At 67.1% G+C, this 21859-nt stretch carries 21 protein-coding genes and 1 riboswitch; of the genes, 10 read left to right on the top strand and 11 right to left on the bottom strand.

Going from position 1 to position 21859, the window contains the following annotated elements:
• Positions 1–21 precede the first annotated feature (21 nt).
• The 3 genes from ABD295_RS03760 to ABD295_RS03750 form a co-directional block, all read right to left on the bottom strand.
• A complete protein-coding gene (locus tag ABD295_RS03760; RefSeq protein ID WP_344302278.1) occupies positions 22–1017 on the bottom strand; it encodes a C40 family peptidase in 996 nt (331 codons plus the stop codon).
• Between the two features lie 16 nt (positions 1018–1033).
• A riboswitch (cyclic di-AMP (ydaO/yuaA leader) is annotated at positions 1034–1236 on the bottom strand.
• 387 nt (positions 1237–1623) lie between these two features.
• Complete coding sequence (locus ABD295_RS03755; protein ID WP_344302277.1) at positions 1624–1830, bottom strand: hypothetical protein; 207 nt, start codon at positions 1828–1830, stop codon at positions 1624–1626.
• A gap of 54 nt (positions 1831–1884) precedes the next feature.
• A complete protein-coding gene (locus ABD295_RS03750) occupies positions 1885–3804 on the bottom strand; it encodes a DUF6541 family protein (protein WP_344302276.1) in 1920 nt (639 codons plus the stop codon).
• Positions 3805–3928: 124 nt separating this feature from the next.
• Between ABD295_RS03750 and ABD295_RS03745 the strand changes: the two genes are divergently transcribed.
• Positions 3929–4927, top strand: coding sequence for a phosphatase PAP2 family protein (locus ABD295_RS03745; protein ID WP_344302275.1), 999 nt, complete (start codon positions 3929–3931; stop codon positions 4925–4927).
• 1046 nt (positions 4928–5973) lie between these two features.
• Here ABD295_RS03745 and ABD295_RS03740 read toward each other — a convergent pair.
• Together ABD295_RS03740 and ABD295_RS03735 are read right to left on the bottom strand one after the other, a co-directional pair.
• Positions 5974–6099, bottom strand: coding sequence for a hypothetical protein (locus ABD295_RS03740; protein ID WP_344302274.1), 126 nt, complete (start codon positions 6097–6099; stop codon positions 5974–5976).
• Positions 6100–6277: 178 nt separating this feature from the next.
• Positions 6278–6517: a hypothetical protein gene (locus tag ABD295_RS03735; RefSeq protein ID WP_344302273.1), complete on the bottom strand. Its 240-nt coding sequence runs from the start codon at positions 6515–6517 to the stop codon at positions 6278–6280.
• Between the two features lie 67 nt (positions 6518–6584).
• On the opposite strand from ABD295_RS03735, the gene ABD295_RS03730 reads away from it, so the two are divergent.
• The 5 genes from ABD295_RS03730 to ABD295_RS03710 all read left to right on the top strand — a co-directional run bounded on the left by ABD295_RS03730 (position 6585) and on the right by ABD295_RS03710 (position 13972).
• On the top strand, positions 6585–8360 hold the full coding sequence (locus ABD295_RS03730) for a DEDD exonuclease domain-containing protein (protein WP_344302272.1): 1776 nt from the start codon (positions 6585–6587) through the stop codon (positions 8358–8360).
• A 42-nt stretch (positions 8361–8402) separates the two neighbouring features.
• Positions 8403–8681 (top strand): Lrp/AsnC family transcriptional regulator, encoded by a 279-nt coding sequence (locus ABD295_RS03725; protein ID WP_344302271.1) that lies wholly within the window; start codon positions 8403–8405, stop codon positions 8679–8681.
• A gap of 92 nt (positions 8682–8773) precedes the next feature.
• The gene (locus tag ABD295_RS03720; protein ID WP_344302270.1) at positions 8774–11656 is read left to right on the top strand and encodes an Ig-like domain-containing protein; all 2883 of its coding nucleotides are present in this window, start codon (positions 8774–8776) and stop codon (positions 11654–11656) included.
• On the top strand, positions 11653–13149 hold the full coding sequence (locus ABD295_RS03715; RefSeq protein WP_344302269.1) for a hypothetical protein: 1497 nt from the start codon (positions 11653–11655) through the stop codon (positions 13147–13149). The genes ABD295_RS03720 and ABD295_RS03715 overlap by 4 nt, the downstream gene beginning before the upstream one ends.
• A gap of 34 nt (positions 13150–13183) precedes the next feature.
• On the top strand, positions 13184–13972 hold the full coding sequence (locus tag ABD295_RS03710; protein WP_344302268.1) for a glycosyltransferase family 2 protein: 789 nt from the start codon (positions 13184–13186) through the stop codon (positions 13970–13972).
• Positions 13973–13975: 3 nt separating this feature from the next.
• Here the strand turns inward: ABD295_RS03710 and ABD295_RS03705 are convergent, their stop codons facing one another.
• On the bottom strand, positions 13976–15460 hold the full coding sequence (locus ABD295_RS03705) for a lipopolysaccharide biosynthesis protein (RefSeq protein ID WP_344302267.1): 1485 nt from the start codon (positions 15458–15460) through the stop codon (positions 13976–13978).
• Positions 15461–15575: 115 nt separating this feature from the next.
• Between ABD295_RS03705 and ABD295_RS03700 the strand changes: the two genes are divergently transcribed.
• Positions 15576–16313 (top strand): class I SAM-dependent methyltransferase, encoded by a 738-nt coding sequence (locus tag ABD295_RS03700; protein WP_344302266.1) that lies wholly within the window; start codon positions 15576–15578, stop codon positions 16311–16313.
• On the opposite strand, the gene ABD295_RS03695 is transcribed toward ABD295_RS03700, so the two are convergent.
• Both ABD295_RS03695 and ABD295_RS03690 read right to left on the bottom strand, forming a co-directional pair.
• Positions 16232–17134 carry a glycosyltransferase gene (locus tag ABD295_RS03695; protein WP_344302265.1) on the bottom strand — a complete coding sequence of 301 codons (903 nt, stop codon included), beginning with the start codon at positions 17132–17134 and terminating at the stop codon, positions 16232–16234. The two genes, ABD295_RS03700 and ABD295_RS03695, sit on opposite strands and share 82 nt — an antisense overlap.
• Positions 17131–17511 (bottom strand): DUF2304 domain-containing protein, encoded by a 381-nt coding sequence (locus ABD295_RS03690; RefSeq protein ID WP_344302264.1) that lies wholly within the window; start codon positions 17509–17511, stop codon positions 17131–17133. Before ABD295_RS03690 ends, ABD295_RS03695 begins: the two co-directional genes overlap by 4 nt.
• An 87-nt stretch (positions 17512–17598) precedes the next feature.
• Between ABD295_RS03690 and ABD295_RS03685 the strand changes: the two genes are divergently transcribed.
• Both ABD295_RS03685 and ABD295_RS03680 read left to right on the top strand, forming a co-directional pair.
• Entirely contained in the window at positions 17599–18312 is a 714-nt protein-coding gene (locus ABD295_RS03685; protein WP_344302263.1) for a glycosyltransferase family 2 protein, read from the top strand.
• Positions 18313–18729: 417 nt separating this feature from the next.
• Entirely contained in the window at positions 18730–19086 is a 357-nt protein-coding gene (locus ABD295_RS03680; protein WP_344302262.1) for a methyltransferase domain-containing protein, read from the top strand.
• Positions 19087–19305: 219 nt separating this feature from the next.
• Here ABD295_RS03680 and ABD295_RS03675 read toward each other — a convergent pair whose 3' ends face one another.
• Positions 19306–19485, bottom strand: coding sequence for a Flp family type IVb pilin (locus tag ABD295_RS03675; RefSeq protein WP_344302261.1), 180 nt, complete (start codon positions 19483–19485; stop codon positions 19306–19308).
• Positions 19486–19718: 233 nt separating this feature from the next.
• Here ABD295_RS03675 and ABD295_RS03670 point away from each other — a divergent pair, with 233 nt between their 5' ends.
• Positions 19719–20360, top strand: a complete 642-nt coding sequence (locus tag ABD295_RS03670; protein ID WP_344302260.1) for a hypothetical protein — start codon at positions 19719–19721, stop codon at positions 20358–20360.
• A gap of 15 nt (positions 20361–20375) precedes the next feature.
• Here ABD295_RS03670 and trpD read toward each other — a convergent pair whose 3' ends face one another.
• Together trpD and ABD295_RS03660 are read right to left on the bottom strand one after the other, a co-directional pair.
• Entirely contained in the window at positions 20376–21401 is a 1026-nt protein-coding gene (gene trpD, locus ABD295_RS03665; RefSeq protein ID WP_344302259.1) for an anthranilate phosphoribosyltransferase, read from the bottom strand.
• Positions 21402–21439: 38 nt separating this feature from the next.
• Positions 21440–21859, bottom strand: a complete 420-nt coding sequence (locus ABD295_RS03660) for an Rv3143 family two-component system response regulator (protein WP_344302258.1) — start codon at positions 21857–21859, stop codon at positions 21440–21442.

The following is a 21859-nucleotide window of genomic DNA, read 5'->3' as shown; positions in this document are numbered from 1 at the left end:
CGGGGTCGAATGCTGGCGCGATCAGCCAGGGCGGACGGCGCCGACGTACGGCATGGAGTAGAGGCCGGAGACCACGACGTCGGTGCCGGGGTTGGCAGCGTGCACGATCAGGCCGTTGCCGATGTACATGCCCACGTGGCTGATCGGCGAGTAGTAGAAGACCAGGTCGCCCGGCTGGAGCGCGCTCGCCGCGATGCGCGGCCCGCTGCCGAACTGCGCGCTGGACGAGTGCGGGAGACCGACGCCGGCGGCGCCCCAGGCGTACATGGTCAGCCCGGAGCAGTCGAAGGCGTCCGGTCCCATCGCGCCGTAGACGTAGGAGTCGCCCACCTGGGCCAGCGCGGTGCGTACCGCGACGGCGGCGCGTCCCGAGGCCGGGACGGTGGAGGGGATGATGCGGGAGGTGCCGCGGGAGAGGATCGCCTGGCGCTCCTCCTCCTTCAGCCGCGCCAGGAGCTCCTTGGCCTCGGCGAGCTTGGCGTCGACGGCCTTCTTCTCCTTGGCCATCTGAGCCTCGACAGCGGCGACCTCGGAGGTCCGCTTGGACGTGGCCTGCTTGCGGATCTGGAGGGCCTTGAGCTCGACGGCGTAGTCGTCGAAGAGATCGGCCTGGAGGTCGTTGTAGGCCGACATGGTGGTGAGCTGGCCCAGCAGGGCGCTCGGGTCGTCGGAGACCACCACCTCGCCGACGGCGGTCAGGCTCTCGCCCTCGTACTGGCGGACCACGGACTGCTCGACCTCGTCCTGGACCAGCTCCAGCTGCTCCTCTTGGCGACGCTGGTCGGCTTGTAGGGCGGCGAGGTCACGCTTGAGCTCGCTGAGCTCGAGGTTGGCGTCGTGCCAGCGCTCCTGCGCCTCCTCCGCCTGGTGGTAGAGGCGGTCGACGCGGCCCTGGACCTCGTCGATGTCGGGCTCCGCGAACGTCGGCGACATCGGCACCAGGCTGATGGCGAGCGTCGCGGCGAGTGCAGCTGCCGCGGTGAGGACGGTGCTGAGGCGCTTCCGGCCGTGCGTCACGAGCGGACGGTCTCCCTTGTTCAGTCGTTACGCCTACCGGGTGAGCTGACGGGTTCGGGCACGACCTGCCCTGCACGTTCTCCTCGGTCGCGATCAAGATCGCGGCCGCCTTGCACGTGGTTCACCCCAGGTGCCCGATCTCTCGGACTGGTGGTTCCCCGGCTCCGGTCTCGCGATCGTCCCCCGACCACGCGCTACCGGATTGAGCGCGGTGCCCGCGCGAATCCCGACTGATCCACTTCCACAGGCACCGCGGAAGAGACTAATGGTCACGTGTGGACGCCGCCAAGTTTCGGCACGCCCACCAAGACAGGGGTTCGTCGGGCGGGCGGGATTTTACTTTGAGCTCCTGATCCCTTCCGTCACACGCGCCCCAGCGCTTGATTGTCCGTCGGTTTGCTCCCAGTGGTCGAGCGATCCTTCCGGTGGTCGAGCGACTCTCCTGGTGGTCGAGCGACTCTCCCGGTGGTCGGGCGAGTCCCCCGGTGGTCGGGCGAGTCCCCCGGTGGTCGAGCGAGTCCCCCGGTGGTCGAGCGACTCTCCCGGTGGTCGAGCGACTCTCCCGGTGGTCGAGCGACTCTCCCGGTGGTCGAGCGAAGTCGAGACCTACGCCGACTCGATCTCCGGGCCTGCCATCGGGCGGACCATGCGCAGCGGTGGCAGCAGCCCGCCGGCCGCGAGCGCGTCGAGCGCGCGTGCCTCGTCGTCGTCGAAGGTGAGCTCCTCGGGAGGCCCCAGCAGCACGGTGACCACGCAGTCGTGGCAGGCGAGGCCGCGCACCACGCAGGTGTCGCAATCGATCCGTGTCGTCATGGGAGCACCGTGACAGAGGCCACCGACAACCCCCGCCGAGAGGCAAACAGAAAGTCATTGCGAACAGGCAGGTACCTCGTGCAGGGCAAGGTCCCCGGCTCGCGCCACAACCGGAAAACGGCTGTCATCTGCGACCGCGTCGATTCCGACGTACGGAGTCAGGTCGGCGGGCTCCGCGGCGTACACCACAGGACCGCCGGTGATGACGTAGTCGACGTGAAGGCGGTGGGCAGCACCACAGACCTCGGCCGATTCCTCGATGTCGGTCAACCGCTCGCCCAGCAGTTCGAGACCTGGGACGTGGAGGTTCTTCTCCGTAGGAATGACTGCTGGGATCCCCGTCGCCAGGTAGATGTATTGGTAGCCGGTCCAGGGGTTCCCGATGACGGCAGATCCATCAGGCACGGACTTTGCCAGCTTCGAGAGTTCGGTCAGCTGCCTGGCGCTGATCCACTGCCGGTCGGGACTCGCGTCGTACACGGACCGCACACTGCGGAACTCGTCCAGGATGACGGCGACCACCGGCAGCAGTAGAAGGACCACGGTGATGCCCGCTACAGGGATCCACAGCGCGCGCAGGTGCCTTCCTAGCTCAAGAAGGCCGGCCAGGAAACAGAGCACGCCCGGGATCACCGCCAGTCCGATGATCCGAAACAGATCGTGGAACCACGGCCAGGTCAGGCGCAGCGACATCGCCCCGGGGGCCACGATCATGCAGACGTATGTGGCCAACAGCCCGGCCAGCAGTCCGGGCACCCACCAGCCACCGCGTCTTCTTGTCAGGACAACGGCGCCCAACGCGACAACCGGGAAGGCGAGCAGAGCCACCCGTGGAGATGCCCCGAACGTAAGCGCCGTGAGGACGGCGTCCGACCACGGCAACGCGTCGTCGACGCGCTGGTACATCCCCTGCGGACGAACGACGCCAGACAGCCACACCGCGCCGATCAGGACGACGGCGGCAGCTACCGTCAAGAGGACCCGGGCTGTCCCTTGTCGACGTCCAACCAGAGCGGCAAAGCCCAGGAAGAAGACGAAGAGCACAGCGGAGAACAGAGCCGATGTATGCGCAAGGACCATGCTGACGAGCAAGAGCGACGCGAACGCCAGCTGAACGAGAGTCGTCCTCAATGTCGGCCTCGGCTCGGACGGTTCCCACAGCTTCCACAGGACCGCCAGAAGCGCGGGGAGCATGCTCGTGGCCAGGAGAACGGGCCACAGAGCCCCCCACGAGAGCATCCGCCACGGGAACGCCATGAACACGAGGGCGACAGGAGCCGCGAGGGCGGACACAGCCGCGCTGGGCCCGAGCACGGCACGAGCCAGGGCCGTGCAAGACGTCGGCCATAGCCACATCAGGCAGAGCAGCACGACGGAGTGGGCAGCAATGGTGGGCGGAACGCCGAGCCACCCGCCCACGGTCGCAGACAGGGAGAAGAAGCCGCCTGGGTAGTAGTTCTCGGGGTCCAACCGGACGCCGGTCGCGTCCAGAACAGACGCAGTGCCTGCGTCCGACATCCACTTCGTCGCGAAGAGGTGGAAGTTGGTGTCGGGAGTCTGCGGCAACACACCTGGATCGCGCATCGCGCTGACTATGACTACCAGAGCCAGGAGCGCGGCGCTCGAAAGCCCGAGGAGCAGGCCCTCAGCGGAGCTGGAGTGCTCGACACGCTCCTCCGGGGCGAGCTGACGGCGCCCTCCGACCACCCAGAGCAGAGCCGCCGCAACGGCCCACACGGCACCTCCGGCGAGCATCCCCTTGATCGGTGTCCATTCGATGGAGGCGAACCGGGCAATGGTCGCGGCAACCATGAGGACCGAAGCGCCCGCCGGGGCGCCCACCAACCAGGCGTCCGCGGTGGGCAAGTGCGCCAAGCGCGCGAGAACGACACCGGGCAGCACAACGATCCCGAAGAGCACGGCGACTGCCAATGCAAGGCGGGCCCAGTCAGCTAGGTCGATGGCGGCAACCACACGCGGCAGTACAGCAGGCCCGGCAGCCCGTGTCCGCGAATCAGACATGCGCGGCCATGGTTTGGTCAGCGCCAAATTCGCGCAACCGCGCACAGAGGCTCCCTGGGACGCCTAGCCTTTCCCCATGGCGACGACCCACGCGAACGATGTCGTCGCCGCGCCCGAAGGCCAGGGAAAAGACCCCAAGAAGTCGCGCTTGGTGCGCATCGTCGCGATGGAGCTCTACGCGGCGGCCTTCGTCATCGTAGGGGTGCTCATCGGCTTCCCCATCGACCTGCCGCTGCTAGTGCTGTGGTTCTGGCTCGGCTCGATCGCATGGAACATTCATCGCCCGCCGCGCGAGCACTTGTTGTTCGTACGCGACTGGGCGCTGCCGGTGGCCATGCTCCTCACCTACACCTACACCCGTGGCCTCGCGGACGGCTTGGGCATGCCGATCCACGTGACGATGCCGATCGTCGCCGACGAATGGCTCGGCGGAGGGGTGCTGCCGACGGTGCGAATGCAGGACTGGCTATGCGGTTCGACCTGCGCGGACCTCTACGCCGGCAAGTGGTTCGACGCGATTCTCACCGGTGTCTACGTGTCTCACTACTTCGCGGCTCTCGTTCTGGCCGCTGTGCTCTGGGTCAAGGATCGGCGTGAGTGGGTCGCGTGGATCCGCCGATATCTGGTCCTCACCACGAGCGGCCTGGTTGTCTACGTGCTCTACCCAATGGCACCGCCGTGGTTGGCCAACGAATGGGGCTACCTCGACTCGCACGTCGACCGCTTACCCGGTCGCGGGTGGGAGTGGGTCGGCTCCTTGTTCGTCAACGTTCTCAACGGTCCGATCGCGAACGAGGTAGCCGCGATGCCCTCGCTCCACGCAGGTACCAGCATCCTCATCGCGCTCTTCTTGTTCTCCCGCATCCGCTCGCCTTGGCGCTCGGCGGTTTTCGTCTACCCCACCCTCATGTCCTTGATGCTCGTTTACTTCGGCGAGCACTACGTCATCGACATCGTCGCGGGTGGACTGCTGGCCGCGGTCGTCCACCGGCTCTGCGCCAAGTTGGACGCCCGGACCGACGCGAAGGCGGCGAGGCTCGCCACCAAACGGGGGATCTCCTCGCCCCTCGCTTGAGCCTGCGCCGTCTGCGGTCGAGTGACTGTGCAGTTCAGCACGGCCGATCGTTCCCTCCTCTCCGTCATGCGCCGCTTTCCGTACCGGTGCGCATCGGCGGCGCCGCCCAGTGCGCTGGCCGCAGCCGGGTCACGTGGCCCGTTGTCGATTGGTTACCGCGGCTGTTCGGGACCCCCGGCTTGGAAACCCAGGCTCCTTGCGACATCCCCGACGTGTCGGATGCGGTGCGTCAATTGGGAAGCCACCACCGCGCTCCGGTCCCACCCGAAGCGCCGCTTCAGACGCAGAGCTGGGACCTCGATCAGGTGTAAAGACAGAAGCGTCAACGCAAACGACGACCTGATGCCGAGCGGCGCGAGAATCCGCCACGAGACGTCGACGTTGTGCGCCACCTAAGCGATCGCCGCGTGCCAGAGGTACAGGCCCTAGGACCGCTGCCCGACCCAAACCAGCCATCTGCCGCGAGCCATCGAACCCGCGTTTGCCAAGCGGTGTAGATGACCAAACCGGTGAGGAGGGGCGTCCCACGTGCGCGACTGGCCTGCGGCGGCGGTCTGAGATCCCACGAAGAGCGCCGCAATCGGCATCAGCGCGACGGCTGCCACCCAAGCGGGCCCTCGGGGGCCGCGGCCGCCGTGCGTTGCCAAACCGGGCGTGCACCCCGGCGAGCAGGCACCCGCCGAGACGTCGAAGCGAGCGTCGACCTCCCGCTGGCCAGCCACCAGCCAAGCGACACGACCGCGCAACTGCCAGCGAGGACGAGCATCGCCCGCGGTCCCCGGGTCGCAGCCGCCAACAGGAGAGGCGGCCACAACACGTAGCAATGTTCCTCAATCGAGAGTGATCACGTGTGACCAAGTGGCCCCCACGAGCGATCCGCCGCTGGCGACCAAGAGATACCAGCTACTGACGCACGCGAGGTTTGCAGCCACCATTTCGCGGTGACAAGAGAGAACCCCGCGAGCGTGATAGCGCCGAGCACGGCCACGAGGAAGACCAGCGCTGGGAAGAGGCGCACGGCTCGCCGCACTAGAACCGACGAAGGCTCACCCGGCCGTTGCTGCTTGCTCGTCCAGGAGGAGCGTCATGATGAGAAACCCGGACAGCGCGAAGAACATCTTCACGCCCATGACTCCACCCAGAGTTAGATTGTCTCGGTCGAAGTGGGTCACGACGACTAGAATCAGGGCGATGCCACGTAGACCGTCAAGAGCTGGGACGCGGCGCATCGTGAGAGTTTGCGCCAGGCTCGCGCTGACTGTCTGGCGATCGCGCTAGGCCGCCGACTCGGGAGCAAATGCATGCTGAGCAGCAAGCAACGCGGCGTCGTCTCTGATCGATCGTCTGCGTTCAGTCCGGCCTGTCGGAGACCTCGGCGTGCGCCACGAGCTCGATGGCGTCCTCCCGGCCGCACCAGCGACAGCGGACCGACTCGATCGCCTCGGCAAGGAGGTTGACGTCCTCAACCTCGTGGTCACCCCCGAGGTCAAAGTGCCAGTATTCCGTCGTTCGCCGCGATCGCGTCACGTCAAAGCGAGTGAGATTGCCGCAGCCCGCGCACCTCCAGCGCTGACCGACACCCGGGATCATTCCATCAACCTACTGCGGCCCGCGCGTCGCGCCGATGGCTGTCGGCGCTCGCTCCTACCGTCGGACCATGGTTACCGGAGTCGCGAGTGCCGCCTCAACGTGGGAGGCTCAACGCTCTTTAGACGAGCTCGGTCGTCCGCTCCGCGACATCACCTTCTGCGTCGTCGACCTCGAGACGACCGGCGGCTCAGCGGAGGGCGGCTCGATGATCACCGAGATCGGCGCGGTCAAGGTGCGTGCCGGTGAAGTGCTGGGCGAGTTCCAGACCCTGGTCAATCCGCACACTCCCATCCCCGCCTTCATCGCGGTACTGACCGGGATCACCAATTCCATGGTGGCGGACGCACCGTCGATCGACTCCGCACTTCCCGCGTTCCTAGAGTTCGCGGCAGGCTCCGTCCTCGTGGCCCACAACGCGCAGTTCGACGTGGGGTTCCTCCGCCATTTCGCACTCGCACAGGGGCGCGCCTGGCCAACGTTCGAGGTGCTCGACACCGCACGCCTGGCGCGCCGCGTGGTCACTCGAGACGACGCGCCCAACTGCAAGCTGTCGTCCCTCGCCCGCGTCTTCAACTCCAGCACGACTCCCAACCACCGGGCCCTCGCCGACGCGCGGGCGACCGTCGACGTGCTCCACGGACTCATGGAGCGGCTCGGCGGCGTCGGCGTCCACACCCTTGAGGAGCTGCAGACCTTCTCGTCTCGGGTGACTCCCGAGCAGCGCCGCAAGCGGCATCTGGCGGAGAGGCTCCCCCATGCCCCTGGTGTCTACCTCTTCCGCGACGATCAGGAGCGCGTGCTCTACGTCGGCACCTCCCGAGACCTGCGCACGCGCGTGCGCAGCTACTTCACCGCGTCCGAGACACGCTCGAGGATGGGCGAGATGGTCGGCATCGCCAGCCGCGTCGACGGAGTCGTCTGCGCGACTCCGCTCGAGGCGGAGGTGCGCGAGCTGCGCCTCATCGCCCAGCACAAGCCGCGCTACAACCGCCGGTCCCGGTTTCCCGAGAAGGTCCACTTCCTCAAGCTCACGCGCGAGATCTGGCCGCGGCTCTCCCTCGTGCGCCGCGTCATCGACGACGACGCCGACTACCTAGGGCCGTTCGCGAGCCGCAAGACCGCCGAGAAGTGCCTCGCGGCCCTGCATGAGGCCTTTCCTGTCCGCCAGTGCAGCGACCACCTGTCACGACAACCGTCGCGGACACCGTGCGTGCTCGCCGAGATGGGCAGGTGCCTGTCCCCCTGCGACGGCTCGACCGATCTGACGTCCTACGCCGCCGTCGTGCGATCACTGCGCGACAGCCTCGTCCATGACCCCGACGACGTCGTCGAGGTGCTGCAGCGGCGCATGCTCCGGCTGGCCGACGAGGAGCGCTTCGAGGAGGCGCAAGTCCACCGCGACCGGCTCAGCGCGTTCTTGCGTGCCGCAGCCCGCACGCAGCGGCTCAGCGCCTTGACCAGCTGCCCGGAGATCGTCGGCGCCCGTCGCGAGGACGACGGCAGGTGGGCGGTGCATGTCGTACGGCACGGTCGGCTGGCAGCCGCAGGCGTGATCCCGGCTGGCACCGACGCGCACACCTACGTCGAGGGACTGCGCAAGTCCGCCGAGACGGTGGCGTCGGCCCCAGGCCCGGTGCCGGCCGCCACCGCCGAGGAGTCGGAGAAGGTGCTCCGGTGGCTGGAGTCGCCAGGAGTCCGCCTCGTTTCGGTCGAGGGGGTGTGGTGCTGCCCCGTCCGTGGCGCCACCCGCCACCTGGCTTTGCACGACGCGGTCAACCATTCGCGTCTCTCTCTCGTGCCCTTCGACGAGCGGCGGGGCCTGCCCGTCGTGCACCGTCCCTGATGCTCGTTCGGATACAGCACGATCCTCGATAGGGTGACTCGCGTGATCACCGCCATCGTGTTCGTGAAGGCCGACGTCGCCCGTATCCCCGAGGTCGCCGAGGAGATCGCCACTCTTGACGGGGTCAGCGAGGTCTACTCCGTCACCGGGCAGATCGACCTGATCGCGCTGGTGCGGGTCCGGGCGCACGACGACGTGGCTGCAGTCGTCGCCGACCGGCTCAACAAGGTCCCGGGCGTGACCTCCACAGAGACGCACATCGCCTTCCGGGCGTACTCCCGACACGACCTCGAATCAGCCTTCTCGCTGGGCCTCGATTAAGAGTCGGGCCGCCAAAACACCCCTGACAATTCGGGTGTGAAAGTTTTACCGTTCGCGAGTCCTGAGGCCACGCCGCCACTTACCCTCTGCGCGTGACCCTTCGACGCTCGGGCCTTCGCGCCACCTCGCTCGCAGGCCTCGTGGCCGCAACCACACTGTCTTTGCTCGCGCCGCTCGCGCCTGCCGCACAGGCGGCTGCACTCGCGGCGCCGGGCGGGCTGTCGGTGGCCAACAAGAACTCCAGCACTCCGATCCTGTCGTGGGTCAAGGTCAAGGGCGCTAGCGGGTACCAAGTGCAGGTCGACAACGACGCAAGCTTCGCCTCGCCGGAGTTCAGCGTCTCGACTGTCAACTTCCGAGTTGTTCCGACAACGGCACTGCGTCCGGGCGCCAACTTCTGGCGAGTTCGTGCAACAGCCGGCTCGACCACGTCGTCGTGGAGTGGGGGCAACCTCAGCGTCAGTCCGGTCGGCGTGCCAGTCCCGTCCGCGCCGGGCAACGGCGCGGTGCTTCAGCAACCAGACAGTCCGCCGCTGCTGCGATGGGAGGGAGCCCAGGGCGCCACGTCGTACACCGTGCAACTGGACGGAGATGCCGACTTCATCGGTGCGAAGAGCTACACCACGAAGACGACCTCGCTGGTCGCCCCCGACCCGTTGGCGGTAGGTGACTACTACTGGCGAGTCATCGCATCCAAGGCCGCCGGGATCGCGTCCGTGCCGTCAGCCACTAGCAGTTTCTCAATCGCCGCGCTACCCGCTCCGGGGCAGACCTACCCGCCCAACAGCGTTGACTTCACGCTGCAGGACGTCGTTCTCGACTGGAACCCCGTCAACGGCGCCCGCTACTACCAAGTCGAGGTCGCCCTGGATGCGGCTTTCACGAACGTCATCGAATCGAGGTCCAACATCCTCGGCACGCGTTACTCACGTCCACAGAGTCTGCCCAACAACCAGTACTGGTGGCGCGTGCGCGGCTTCGATGCTCTCGGCCAAGCCACGCCCTGGACGACGTCGGTCAACGGCTTCCGACGCAACTGGCCAGACCGTCCCGTCGCCAACTTCCCCATCGGCAGCGCCGGAAGCCCTGCGACGATGCCATCCGACGAGCCATACCTCGACTGGACCCCAGTCGCTCACGCCAGCAGCTACGAGATCCAGATGGCCGACGACGAGAATTTCTCCACCGACGTCCGGACCTGCACGACCGCGCTGACCACGTACACCATTTTCCCGGGTCCGCATGACCCAGACGACCCGCACCCGTGCCACCTCGACAACGGCGTCAACTGGTGGCGGGTCCGCCCCCTCGACAACGCTCAAAGCGGCAGCACCGCGATCCTCGGGCTCTACTCGGCAGGTCAAGCGTTCACCTACGCGGCACCTACCGTCGACGCCGCGCCGCCAGACACTCCCTTCAGCCCCGTCGACGGCACCCAGATCGCCATTGGCGGTCGCCGCCTCGATGTCCCCGGCGGGTGCACTCTCGACGATTGCGGCATTCTGTCGACGACGCCCGTCTTCGACTGGGACGCCCAGCAGTACGCCAAGTACTACCGCGTGCTCGTGTCCGAGGACGCGGACTTCACCAACATCGCCGCCAACACCGTGACGACCCGGTCACGCCTCGCCTTCACGGGTGCTCTCCGGGAGAGTTCAGCCGGTGGCAGCTACTACTGGTACGTCGTCCCGTGCCGTACTGGTTCTGCTGACCTGCCGACAGGCTGTGGTCCGGACCCGCGGTCTGTCGACGGGCTCCCAGGCGTGAAGCAGTTCCGTAAGGTTTCCCCTGCCGTCGCTGGCCTGTCGAGCAGTGATCCCGCGGGAACCGAAATCACCTTCCACTGGGAGGACTACTTCACGACCAACCAGGCAACGATCTGGCAGGGCGAATCCGGCAATCAGTCCGCCCGTCAGTATCGCCTCCAGGTTGCGACGGACTCGACGTTTTCGAACGTCATCGACACCGCCGTCGTCGACCAGACCACCTACACGGCGTATACGTCCCTGTACCCCGAGGGGACGCTGCACTGGAGGGTGCAAGCCCTCGACAATGGGCTGTTCGGCCTGCCGTGGTCGACGGGAGTGACCAGCATCGTGAAGTCGAGCCCGGCGGTTGTCCCGACCTCTCCAGGCAATGGAGCAGCGGCGCCCGGAACGGTCCCTTTCACCTGGGCGGCTCAGCCTTACGCCCAGTCGTACACGCTCGAGGTCTACAGGAACAACGACGCCGCTTTCTCGACGGTGAACCGAGTGTTCTCCGCCACGGTCAAGACTGCGGCCTACGCCTGGAACCAGGCGGTGCCGGCAAGTGACACCCCGTACACCTGGCGAGTGCGGCGCACCGACGCGGACGGCAACATCGGCCCGTGGTCGCAGACGATGCGCTTCACCTCGCTAGGCAGTGTGCCGCAGCTCTTGGCCCCCGGGAACTCCTGGCAGCCGAGCGCTGGCCCGCTCTTCGAGTGGACCGAAGTGGCCGGCGCAGCGTCGTACGTGCTCGAGGTACGCAGCAACACCTCGACGAGCGTGCTCTCCGTGGCTACGACCGCGACGGCCCACGCGCCCGTCAAGGCGCTGGGCACAGCCGACTACATGTGGCGGGTCATCGCCAAGGACACTGCCGGCCAAGTGCTCGGCACCAGCGCAAATGGCGTCTTCAAGGTGGACGCGACAGCCCCGACGATCGTCAAGGTCAAGCCTCCGCGCGACAAGCTCAAGCCTAAGTCACTGGTCTACGTGAAGTTCAGCGAGGCTGTGAAGGGCGTGACCAAGAAGTCGCTCTACATCACGCCGGAGGGCAAGAAGAAGCCGATGAAGGCCAAGGTCACCATCAACAAGAAGAAGACCAAGGCGATCGTCGACGTGAAGAAGCGCTTCAAGCCCGGGACCTACGTCCTGCACGCCACGACGAAGATCAAAGATCTGCGTGGCAACCCACTGGCCGGAGGCCAAGCCGTCACGATTGGTCAGTGAATGAGGTGAACAGCATGCCCCCGGCAACCGCCGGGAGCCGCCTCGAGCGGGAGGCCACCGTGACTCCTGGCGCGGCGGTCCCGCCTCCGCCTCGTGAGGACCTGACCCGGCGCGCCCTTCGGGTCATTCCGGTCCTGGTCTTCGTCGGAACCTGTCTGGCCATGGTGAAGTACGCGCTGCAGCCGCTGGTGAACCCGGACACCTTCTTCCACCTGAGGTTCGGTCACGAGTTCCTTACCGGCGAGTGGGGCCTGCGCGACCCGGGCTCCGTCACCACGTTCGCGACCAACGAATGGCTGCCTACGCAATGGGCGTCCCAGGAACTGATGGCGTGGACTGAGCAGAACCTCGGGCTCGACGGAGTGGCCGTGCTCGCCGGGGTGTGGTTCCTCGCCTTCGCCGCAGCGATCTACATCGCCGCCCGGCGTGACGCGTCGGCGCTGGCGGCGGCGGCCATCACCGTGCTCGCCTTGGCGGCCACGCAGCCTGCCTTGTCCGCGCGGCCCCAAGTCCTCAGCTACTTGTTGGTCGTCGTCTTCACCGTGGCATGGCGCGACTCGCAGCGCGATGGCCGACCGCGCTGGTGGCTGGTCCCGCTGACGTGGGTCTGGGCTGTGTCCCACGGGATGTGGCCGCTCGCGATCGTGATCGGCCTCGTGGGGGCCACGGGCGCACTGCTCGAGCGTCAGCATTCCGTCCGCGCCCGCTTGACGTTGTTCGGAGTGCCCGCTGCCTGCGCCGTCGCGGCTGCCGTCACTCCGCTGGGTCCGGCGCTGTATGGCGCCGTGTTGAGCGTCGGCCAGAACTCCAAGTTCTTCAGCGAATGGTCGTCACCCGACTTCGGCAACTCCATGTCCTACCTCACCGCAACGATGGTCGCCGCCACCATCTTCCTGCGCCTTCGTCGACCGGTCGCCCTGCCGTGGGGCGAGATCGGCTTCCTCGCCCTTGCCGCCGGCGCCACGCTCTACTCGATCCGCACCCTTCCTGTCGCTGTAGCCATCGTGACCCCGCTGCTCGCGGCGAGCCTTGCGCCCTACCTGGCTCCTCAGCCGATTCAGCGGTGGGAGAAGTTGACCGTCGCGGGCGCGCTGGTCGGCTGCGTGGCGCTACTGGCGGTGCTGGTGCCCGGGACGAACGTGCGCGGGGGCGCGACGCCGGACTGGATCGACAGCGAGTTCACCGCGATGCCGGCCGGCACGGTCGTCCTGAACGACTGGGAGTGGGGCGGCTACCTCATGTGGGCCTATCCGCAGGTTGACCTGGTGACACACGGGTACGGCGACACATTCACGACAGCCGAACTGCAGCGCAACAGCGACATCATCGCCGTACAGCCGGGCTGGGATCACATGGTCGAAGAGACCGGCGCAGAAGTCGCCCTGCTCCGCCCAGAGAGTGCGCTGGCCTATGCCCTGCAGGAGCATCTCGACTGGACCATGGTCGAGCGCGATGAAGACAACGTGGCGCTGCTGCGTGCGCCGCATGAGTGAGCGTGGGCCAAGCGCTCCGCCGACGTGGATTGTCGTGACCTACGGCGGCGTACCTGATGCTGCGGCGTTGATCGAGTCGCTGGGAGTGGCCAGGTCGACCTGGCGGGTCGTCGTCGCGTGCAACAAGCCGGGCGATGCCGATGAGGCCACCAGTCGGCTGGACGATCTGCTGGATGATGGGCTTGTCACGATCGCGGACTACCCGGACAACCCTGGCTACCTGCCGGCAGCCGCCCGCGCCGTCGAGCAGTTCGGATTGAGGGGCGGCCCTGTTGTCATCTCGAACGCGGACCTGGTGGCAGGTCCCAAGTGCCTTGCGGAAATCACTGTCGCGGCAGAGCACTACCCCACCGCGATGTGGATCGCACCGAGCATCATCGGAGCACTCAGGCGTGACCAGAATCCGATGCTCCGACGGCGACCCTCCGCCAAACGCCTTCGCCTGCTCGCCGCCTTGCACCGGTTCCCCCGCGCCGCCGACCTTGCTGTGCTCCGTCGCAACGGTCACGGGGCTACGCTGCCGAAACCGGGCCGCGCCGGTGAGAGCGTCTGGGCGGGGCACGGCAGCTGCATCGTCCTCACCGCACTCTTCTTCAGCGCCGGTGGCGCCCTGACCTACCCCTTCAAGTTGTTTGGAGAGGAACTGTGGCTGGGCGCCGAGGTCGAGCGCCTCGGCGGTGAGGTCCGCTACGTGCCTGAGATCCGGCTAAGGCACGGGGAGCATGCTACGACCGGCAGCCATCGACGCCGCGGCGAGATCGCACGCGTCAAGTACGAGGGATTGCGCTACTGGGCCAGACGGGCTCGCGCTGAGGGCTGGTGACGATCAGCCGCCCCTCCGTGTGAGGTACGGATATGCCCTGGCGAGATCGCGGCGGCACGCCACCAGCCAGAGGGCGAGGAAAGCGGCCGACACCGCCAAACCTTCCGTGGTCGACGTGAGGGTCGTGCGCTCGAGGCACAGGCCGAAGGACACGAGGGCGCTTCCCACCGCCATCTTGGCGATAACCTCTCCCCACGCGAAGCCTTCTCGGCGCCAGACGATCACCAGAGGAAGGCTGCCTACAAGCAGCCCGCCGACCAGGTAGCCAATCGCGACGGCCCACAAGCCGCCGAGCGTGGCGAGCAGGCAACCCGAAACTGTGACCGCTGCGACTAACGCAGCCACGTTGCACGCGGCAAAGATGCGCTGCCCTCCAGGGTGCGCGACGAGCAGGTGCGCCACAACGCCGGTTGCTACGGACGGGAGCAATCCGGCCGCTAGCAAGAGCGGAAGCAGCGACGCGGCCTCTTCGTAGCCCGGAGGATATAAGAGGACGATGAGCTCGTCGGACATGAGGATCAGCACACCGAAGCACGCCACCATCACCGAATTCAACGCTCGGGTGGCGAGGTCGGTGTGGTGCGTCGCGGTCGCGCTTTCGCCCCGTCCCACCAGACGGGCCAGCGCTGGCGAGAACACCAAGGCGATCGCGCTGCCGAGCATCGCAGTCGGCGTCGCTAGCGACAGAGCGGCCGCGAGCTGCCCGGCATCGGACGCCCCGAGAGCCACGCGGGCCATCAGCATGGCCATCTGCGATAGCCCAGTTCCCGCGAGAACTCCGAGCACGCCGTAGGCGGTGAAGCTCCGGATCTCGCGGACCACGTCCTCCGAGAGTTGCGCTCCGCCGAGGCGTGGCCAGTTGCAAGCGGCGTACACCCCGTAACCGACTGCGAGCGGCAGCAGCACCAGCGCGTCGTAGCCCGCCGCGAGGACTGCTACCAGGCCAAGGATTGCGATCGAGGACGAGACAAGGTCTAGGACGGTGGCGCGGGCGATCTGCGCAGCTCCGTAGCCAACTCCGCGGACATAGCCGTACGCGGAATAGGTCACCACAAGCAGTGAGGAAAGCGCGGTGTCCACAGCTGATGCGCTCAGCAACAAGACGGCCACGATCGCCGTTGCGACCGCCAGCGCGGCGCTGGTAATGGCGATCTTCCACGCCAGGTGCGTCGCGACGGCGTCCACGCGTTCGTCGTCTCCGGCACCGCGAGCAAGCGCGACGTACTTGCTCGCGGCAATGGCAACGGCTGTCGGCCATAGCATCGCCGCGAACATCACCAGCGCAATGAGGCTGTTGACATCGCCGAGCACCGCCGGTCCGAAGTTGGCAGCGATGAGGAGGCTGTAGATGAGACGCACGACGCCCTGAGCAACGACACCCGTGAAACTCAGGACGACGTTTGGCACCGGCGATAACTGCGGGTCCGCCGTCAAGTCGAGCCTGGCAACCAGGCCGCTGCGACGTGCCGGTCGCGAGGCACGTCCCACTTGCTCATCGTATCCCTCCGCAGGCACCGCACGTCGTGTTCTGCCAGCAGGCTCGTCGGCGAAATGCGAACATCCCCACGTGAGTCACCCAGAGCAACAAGCGTTCCTCTCGATCGTGGCGCGCGAGAACGTCGCGCTCATCAAGGATGCGAAGGTTCTCGAGATCGGGTCCTACGACGTCAATGGCTCGGTGCGTCGCACCTTCGCCGCGGCCTCTGAACACGTCGGCGTCGACCTCGTAGAAGGTCCCGGCGTCGATCGGATCGGATTCGGTCACGAGGTGGTCGACGCGACCGGCACCTATGACATCACGTTGTCGACTGAGTGCTTCGAGCACGATCCGCACTGGCGCGAGACCTTTGCCAACATGGTGCGGTTGACTCGACCAGGAGGCCTGGTCACCTTCACCTGCGCCTCGCGCGGACGCCCCGAGCACGGCACTCAACGGACCCAGCCAAGCATGAGCCCAGGCACGCAGTTCGTGGGCTCCGACTACTACCAAAACCTGACGGAGCGGGACTTCAGCGGTTTCCCTCTCGACGACTGGTTCACCGCCAGCCGGTTCTGGTACGTGCCGACTTCATTCGACCTGTACTTCGCAGGCGTAAGAGCGGGCGGCCCCGATGGCGCGGTCGCGGCACGACTCCCGGACGGCTCGTCAGTGGCCGCCATCGGTCGCATCATGCCCCGCGGTCACAGGCTCGTCCGATGGCCACTTCGACTCGCGCTGCGTGGAGAGAGCGAGACCGCCTACCAGAACAGGATCCTCGGCTACTGGAAGTTCGTGCTGCGTTCGGGTGGGCTGGCCGCTGGAATCGCGCCCCGCATCTTCCGCCGGGATAAGTCGCGGTGAGGCGACGCTGACTGCGAGAGCATGCGCTTGTAGACCAGAGCGAGGATCGGAGCAGGTAGCCTGCGAAAGGCGAGTCGCCATGCGAGGTTGAACCACATGCGGGGTGCCGACACGAAACCTAGCTCGTGGAGCGACCGTTGGACGTGCCGCTCGCACTGACGTACTCCCGTTGAACGCCGTCGACGCGTGAACTGCTCCCCCGATCTGAAAAGGACAAGAGGCTCGGGCAGGTTGACCATGCGTGCGCCGCCGAAAACCAGACGCATGAAGAGACCGTAATCCTGCATGTATCGCCACTCTGGGTAGCCGCCCACTCTCAGCGCGACCTCGCGGTTGAAGAAGGCCGTCGGGTGGTTGATGGGGTTGTTGACGGGAAGCCGCCTCACGATTGCTTCGTGAGTGAGCGGAGTAGCCCGGTAGTTCCGCACGTCGCTCTCGGCCCCGACGAATTCGAGCATGGCGCTCCCGCAAAGTTCGGCACCGGTCTCCGTCACCACGGCGAACTGCCGTTCGAACCGGTCAGGCACATTGACATCGTCGGCGTCGCACTTCGCGATCCAGGTGGATGAAGCTGCCTCTAGACCGGCTTGATTGGCGACGCCCGCGCCTTGGTTGACCTCCAGCCTGATGCGCTTGAGACCTGGCAGACGCACCCTGCGTATGGCCAGGTCATGACCGGAGTCCAGCGGACCGTCCTCGACCAGGATCACCTCCCGCGGAAGGGCCGTCTGCTCCGCGATGCTCCGGAGTGCCCGCTCAAGGTGAGCCGGCACCACGCCACGGTGCACAGGCAGCACGACCGAGATGTCGGCGTGGGTCACGCCGTTCCCTTAGGCGTATGAGCGCCCAGTTCGTCTGGCTGCGCGAGCCTCGCGTCTGTCAACGCGACCTGGCGTGCGAGCTCAACGTAACGCCGCTCGAGCCCTGAAAGCCTGCGGAAGAGCGAGACCGAAACCAACATGAAGGTGACTGCCGTGACGTACAGCAAGAGGTCGGCGCCTCGGCCGATCCCGACGGCGTTTGCGATCTCCGTCAGTGCATCGGGGAAGATCACGCTGAGTCCTCCGGCCAGCATCACGAGAAGGAGGAGGACGCGCCACACGACCTTGTGATAGGCGCGGCGGCTTCCTCGCAGGGCGAGGATGCCCGCCAGCGCGATCGCCGCAACCAGCGCGACCTTCACCAGGATGAGGACCATCTCGACTCCGAACCTGTCTGGAAGGGTGCACGTCGAGACTAGGTCAAAACGCCCCCGCTGGCCGCCACATCGCTCTAACGTGTTGTCGTGCAACCGCCTGCCCTTAACGAGGACACCACGGTCGTCGTCCCAATGCTCAATGAGGCCGCCGTCATTGGCGACGTCGTCGCTGGGTTGCGGTGCAGCTTCGAGCACGTGATCTGCGTCGACGACGGCAGCACGGACAAGTGCGGCGAGCTCGCGAGGGCAGCCGGAGCCCGGGTGGTCACGCACCCGAGCAATTTGGGACAGGGCGCAGCCCTGCAGAGCGGCGTCACGTTCGCCCTCGACGATGGGCGCACCAAGTACATCGTGACGTTCGACGCTGACGGGCAGCACAGGGTCGCCGACGCAGACCGCATGGTCGAAGTCGCAAGGACGTCGGGAGTCGACATCGTGCTCGGCTCTCGGTTCCTCGAGAGTACCTCCAGTGGGATGACAGCGGCTCGCCGCGCGGTCCTGCGGGCCGCGGTCGGGTTCACCAGGGCCACAACCGGCCTCGCCCTAACGGATGCGCACAACGGGCTACGGGTTCTCAGCAGATACGCTGCGCAGCGTATTAGCCTTACGCAGGCTGGGATGGCACACGCCAGCGAGCTGCTCAACCAGATCGCGCACCATCGACTGCGGCACGTCGAGGTACCCGTCACCATTGACTACACCGACTACTCGCGGTCCCGGGGCCAGTCGAACATCAATGCCCTCAACATCCTCTTCGACCTGGGATTGGCGCGTTTGTCCGAGGGACGCACCCGCGTTTGAGCACCAAACGACCCCGGGATCTCGGCGACAGTCACCCGGACCGGTAGCTCGCACTGCCCCCAGAGGATGTGAGTGTGCGCACCGGTATGCTGCTCAGACTCCCCGCGATGCTCGTGCGGCGCGAAGAGCTGATCAGAGCGCTCCACGTCGGCATCGGCGATTCGTGTGGACGCAAGTCAACGTTTCTGCGGCTTGTCGATCCGGCTCAAGTCGCGCTCTTCCGCAGCAGGCCCTACCCGGAGAGGTACCAGAGCGACTTCCTGACCCGCGACAACTGGTTCTGCGCCTGGTGCCGCCGGTCATACCGCATGAGGATGCTCGCGCGGATCGCCTGGCCCCACGCTAAGGTGCAGATGCCTACCAGGCCGAGACCTTCACGACCTTCACGGGAACCCGATAGGCGGGCGGGGCTCGACCGTGCTGTCGGCGTACGTAGAAGACGCGGTCGATCGGCCAGGGCGGCGTTGTACGCCAAGACCTGCAACGACTCGCCTTCGCAGGCGCCAGATTCGACTGGTGCTCACCAGCGAGGTCTTCGAGCACGTCGCCGATCCGGGGGCAGCATTCGACGAGATCCGCCGGTTGCTACGTCGCGGTGGCCGACCCGTATTTACAGTCCCGGACGCAGTCGACGCTCCGAAGATCGTGATGCACATGGACGACCCCGGCGCGGAGATCCCGGTCGTGACCGACTGGGAACCGACCTGCCCGGCCTTCTTACGGCCCACGGATTCGATACGACTGTGCGTGCATTCCCTGAGGAACGGCTGCTGACCCGGGTGTACGAGTCCGTCGCTGTATAGCCGCAGCGGAAAACGGTGCGCTTGACGCTGAACATCACATGCCGACCGCCTACCAAGGCCGGATGACGCTGGTTCGGCCATGGGGACGCGCTGGGCACGTTGGTCACGCTGCACTTTCACAGTCCGCGGACAAACGCATTCAGCCGCGTCACCCAACAGGTGACGCGGCTGACATGTCTGCCCCGGATGGTCAGCAGGTGTTGCCCGAGCTGGCGCCGATCGAGTCGCAGGTGTCGCTGAAGATGTTGCTGAGTGCGCCACCGAAGAGGAAGACGACGGCGACGATGAGCGCGGCGATGCCGGCGATCAGGAGGCCGTACTCGACGGCGGAGGCACCGCGCTCGTCGAGGCGGGCCTTGTGTGCGTCCACGAGGACACGAAGGTAGTCAAGCATTGTGGTTCCCCCCACTGAGTAGATATGGGGAAGCCACCTTGGCCCCCCCGGGCTCGTGAACATCTTCACCAGCCAGGCACGCGGCTGTCCGGGCATCGATCGACAATTGTCCGATCGGCCATACTTTCGCCTGCCTCTTGACAACGGCGAGGCAAGACTCATCAGAGTCCGTTGCGTCGCGCGCTGCCACTCGCCAGTAGCCTGCGCCGGTGGACTTCCTGCGTGACCACTGGCTCGACGCGTTCGGCTGGGCCGGCAGCGCCCTGCTGATCGTCTCGCTGCTGCAGACCCGGATCCTGCGCTTCCGGCTGCTCAACCTGGCGGCGTCCGCCAGCCTCATCGCCTTCAACGCCCTGGTCGGCGTCTGGCCCATGGTCGGCATGAACATCGCCACCACGTGCATCAACCTGTGGATGATCCGCGGTCTCTTGAGGGCGCGGCACGACGAGGCATCGTTCGAGGTGCTGCAGGTGGGCTCGGACGAGGCGTACTACCAGCACTTCCTCCACGTGCACGAGCTCGACCTCGAACGTTACTTCCCCGCCTGGGGAGGCACGCGGGCCGACGACCTGGCCTTCCAGGTCCAGCGCGGTGACGAGACCGTCGGCGTCGTGCTGCTGCGGGCCGACGACAGGGATCCGGCTGTCGCCCGCGTGGTGCTCGACTACGTCACGCCGCGCTACCGCGACTTCTCCCCCGGCGAGTTCGTCTGGCGACGGTGGCCACGGCTGCGCGACCGAGGGTTCCGGCGGGTCGAGACGCCGCCCGGCATGGTCTCGCCCTACTACGACCGTCTCGACGTCGGCTTCCGGCGTGAGGGCGGGCGCTACGTGCTCGACCTGGAGCCCTGACGGCCCAGCACGAGGTCACGACGAGGTCGCGGCGACCCAGCGCCGGAGCAACGCCGCGGCGGCCCCGGAGTCGACCGACTCGCGCGCCCGCGCCAGCCCCGCGGCCACCCGCTCGGTGAGGTCGCCCTCGCCCGCCTCGTGCACGGCCAGCGCGGCGGCAGCGTTGAGCAGCACCGCGTCGCGGACCGGCCCGTGCTCGCCGTCGAGGACCCGTCGTACGACGCCCGCGTTGTGCTCGGCGTCGCCGCCGCGCAGGTCGGCGGCCGTCGCCGGGCGGATGTCCAGCGAAGCCGGGTCGAGGGACTCCTGCGCCACCTGACCGGCGCGCACAGTCCAGACCGACGAGGACGTGGTCGTGGTGAGCTCGTCGAGCCCGTCGTCGCCGCGGAACACCCAGGCGTCGACGCCACGTCCGGCGAAGACGCCCGCCATCACCGGGGCCAGCCGGGGGTCCGCGCAGCCGATCGCCTGTGCGGCCGGCCGGGCAGGGTTGGTGAGGGGGCCGAGGATGTTGAACGTCGTGGCGATGCCGAGCTCGCGACGCGGCACCGCCGCGAAGCGCATCGCGGGGTGGAAGGCCGCCGAGAAGCAGAAGGTGATGCCCGCCTCGGTCGCGACCTCGCCCACGCGCGCCGGCGGCAGGTCGAGGCGGACGCCGAGCACCTCGAGCACGTCGGCGGACCCGGCCTGCGACGACGCCGACCGGTTGCCGTGCTTGACCACTGTGACACCGGCGCCTGCGGCGACGATCGCCGCCATCGTCGAGATGTTGACCGACATCGACCGGTCGCCGCCGGTGCCGACGACATCGAGCAGGCGGCCCGGCACGTGGATGGTGTTGGCGGCGCCGAGCATCGCCTCCGCGAGACCGGTGACCTCCTCGATGGTCTCGCCCTTGGCGCGCAGGGCCACGGCGAAGCCGGCGATCTGCGTGGGGGTCGCGTCACCCCCGAGGATCTCGCCCATGGCCCAGCCGGCCTGCCCCTCGGACAGGTCGTGCCCGCCGACCAGGGCGCCGAGGACGTCGGGCCAGCTCGTCATCTCGCCAGACTCATCGCGCCAGCCATCTCACGGGCCCGTCAGGTGGTGGCGGGCACGCGTGAGCGCAGCAACGCCACGACCGCGTCGGCCAGTCGGATGGGGTCGATCGGGTGCGACACCGCGGCGTCCGCACGCGACCAGGTGGCCAACCACGCGTCCTGCGGCCGCCCGGTCAGCACCAGGAGCGGCGGGCACTGGTAGATCTCGTCCTTCAGCTGCTTGGCGACGCCCATGCCCCCGGCGGGGACCGCCTCGCCGTCGAGGATGGCCAGCGCGATGCCGCCGGCGTCCATGTTCTGGATCACGACGGGCTCGGTCGCGACCTCGACGTACTCCAGCTCGGGGAGGTCGGGGTGCGGGCGGCGGCCCAGAGCGAGGATGACCTGCTCGCGGGTCGACACGTCGTCGCTGTAGACCAGGACCTTCAGAGGCTTGGTGCGGGCGGTCGCGTCACTCAC

Source organism: Nocardioides bigeumensis, assembly GCF_039531755.1.
GTDB classification, from domain to species: domain Bacteria; phylum Actinomycetota; class Actinomycetes; order Propionibacteriales; family Nocardioidaceae; genus Nocardioides; species Nocardioides bigeumensis.
Note: the sequence above shows the minus strand (reverse complement) of the source record. Positions and strands in the feature narration are given on the sequence as shown.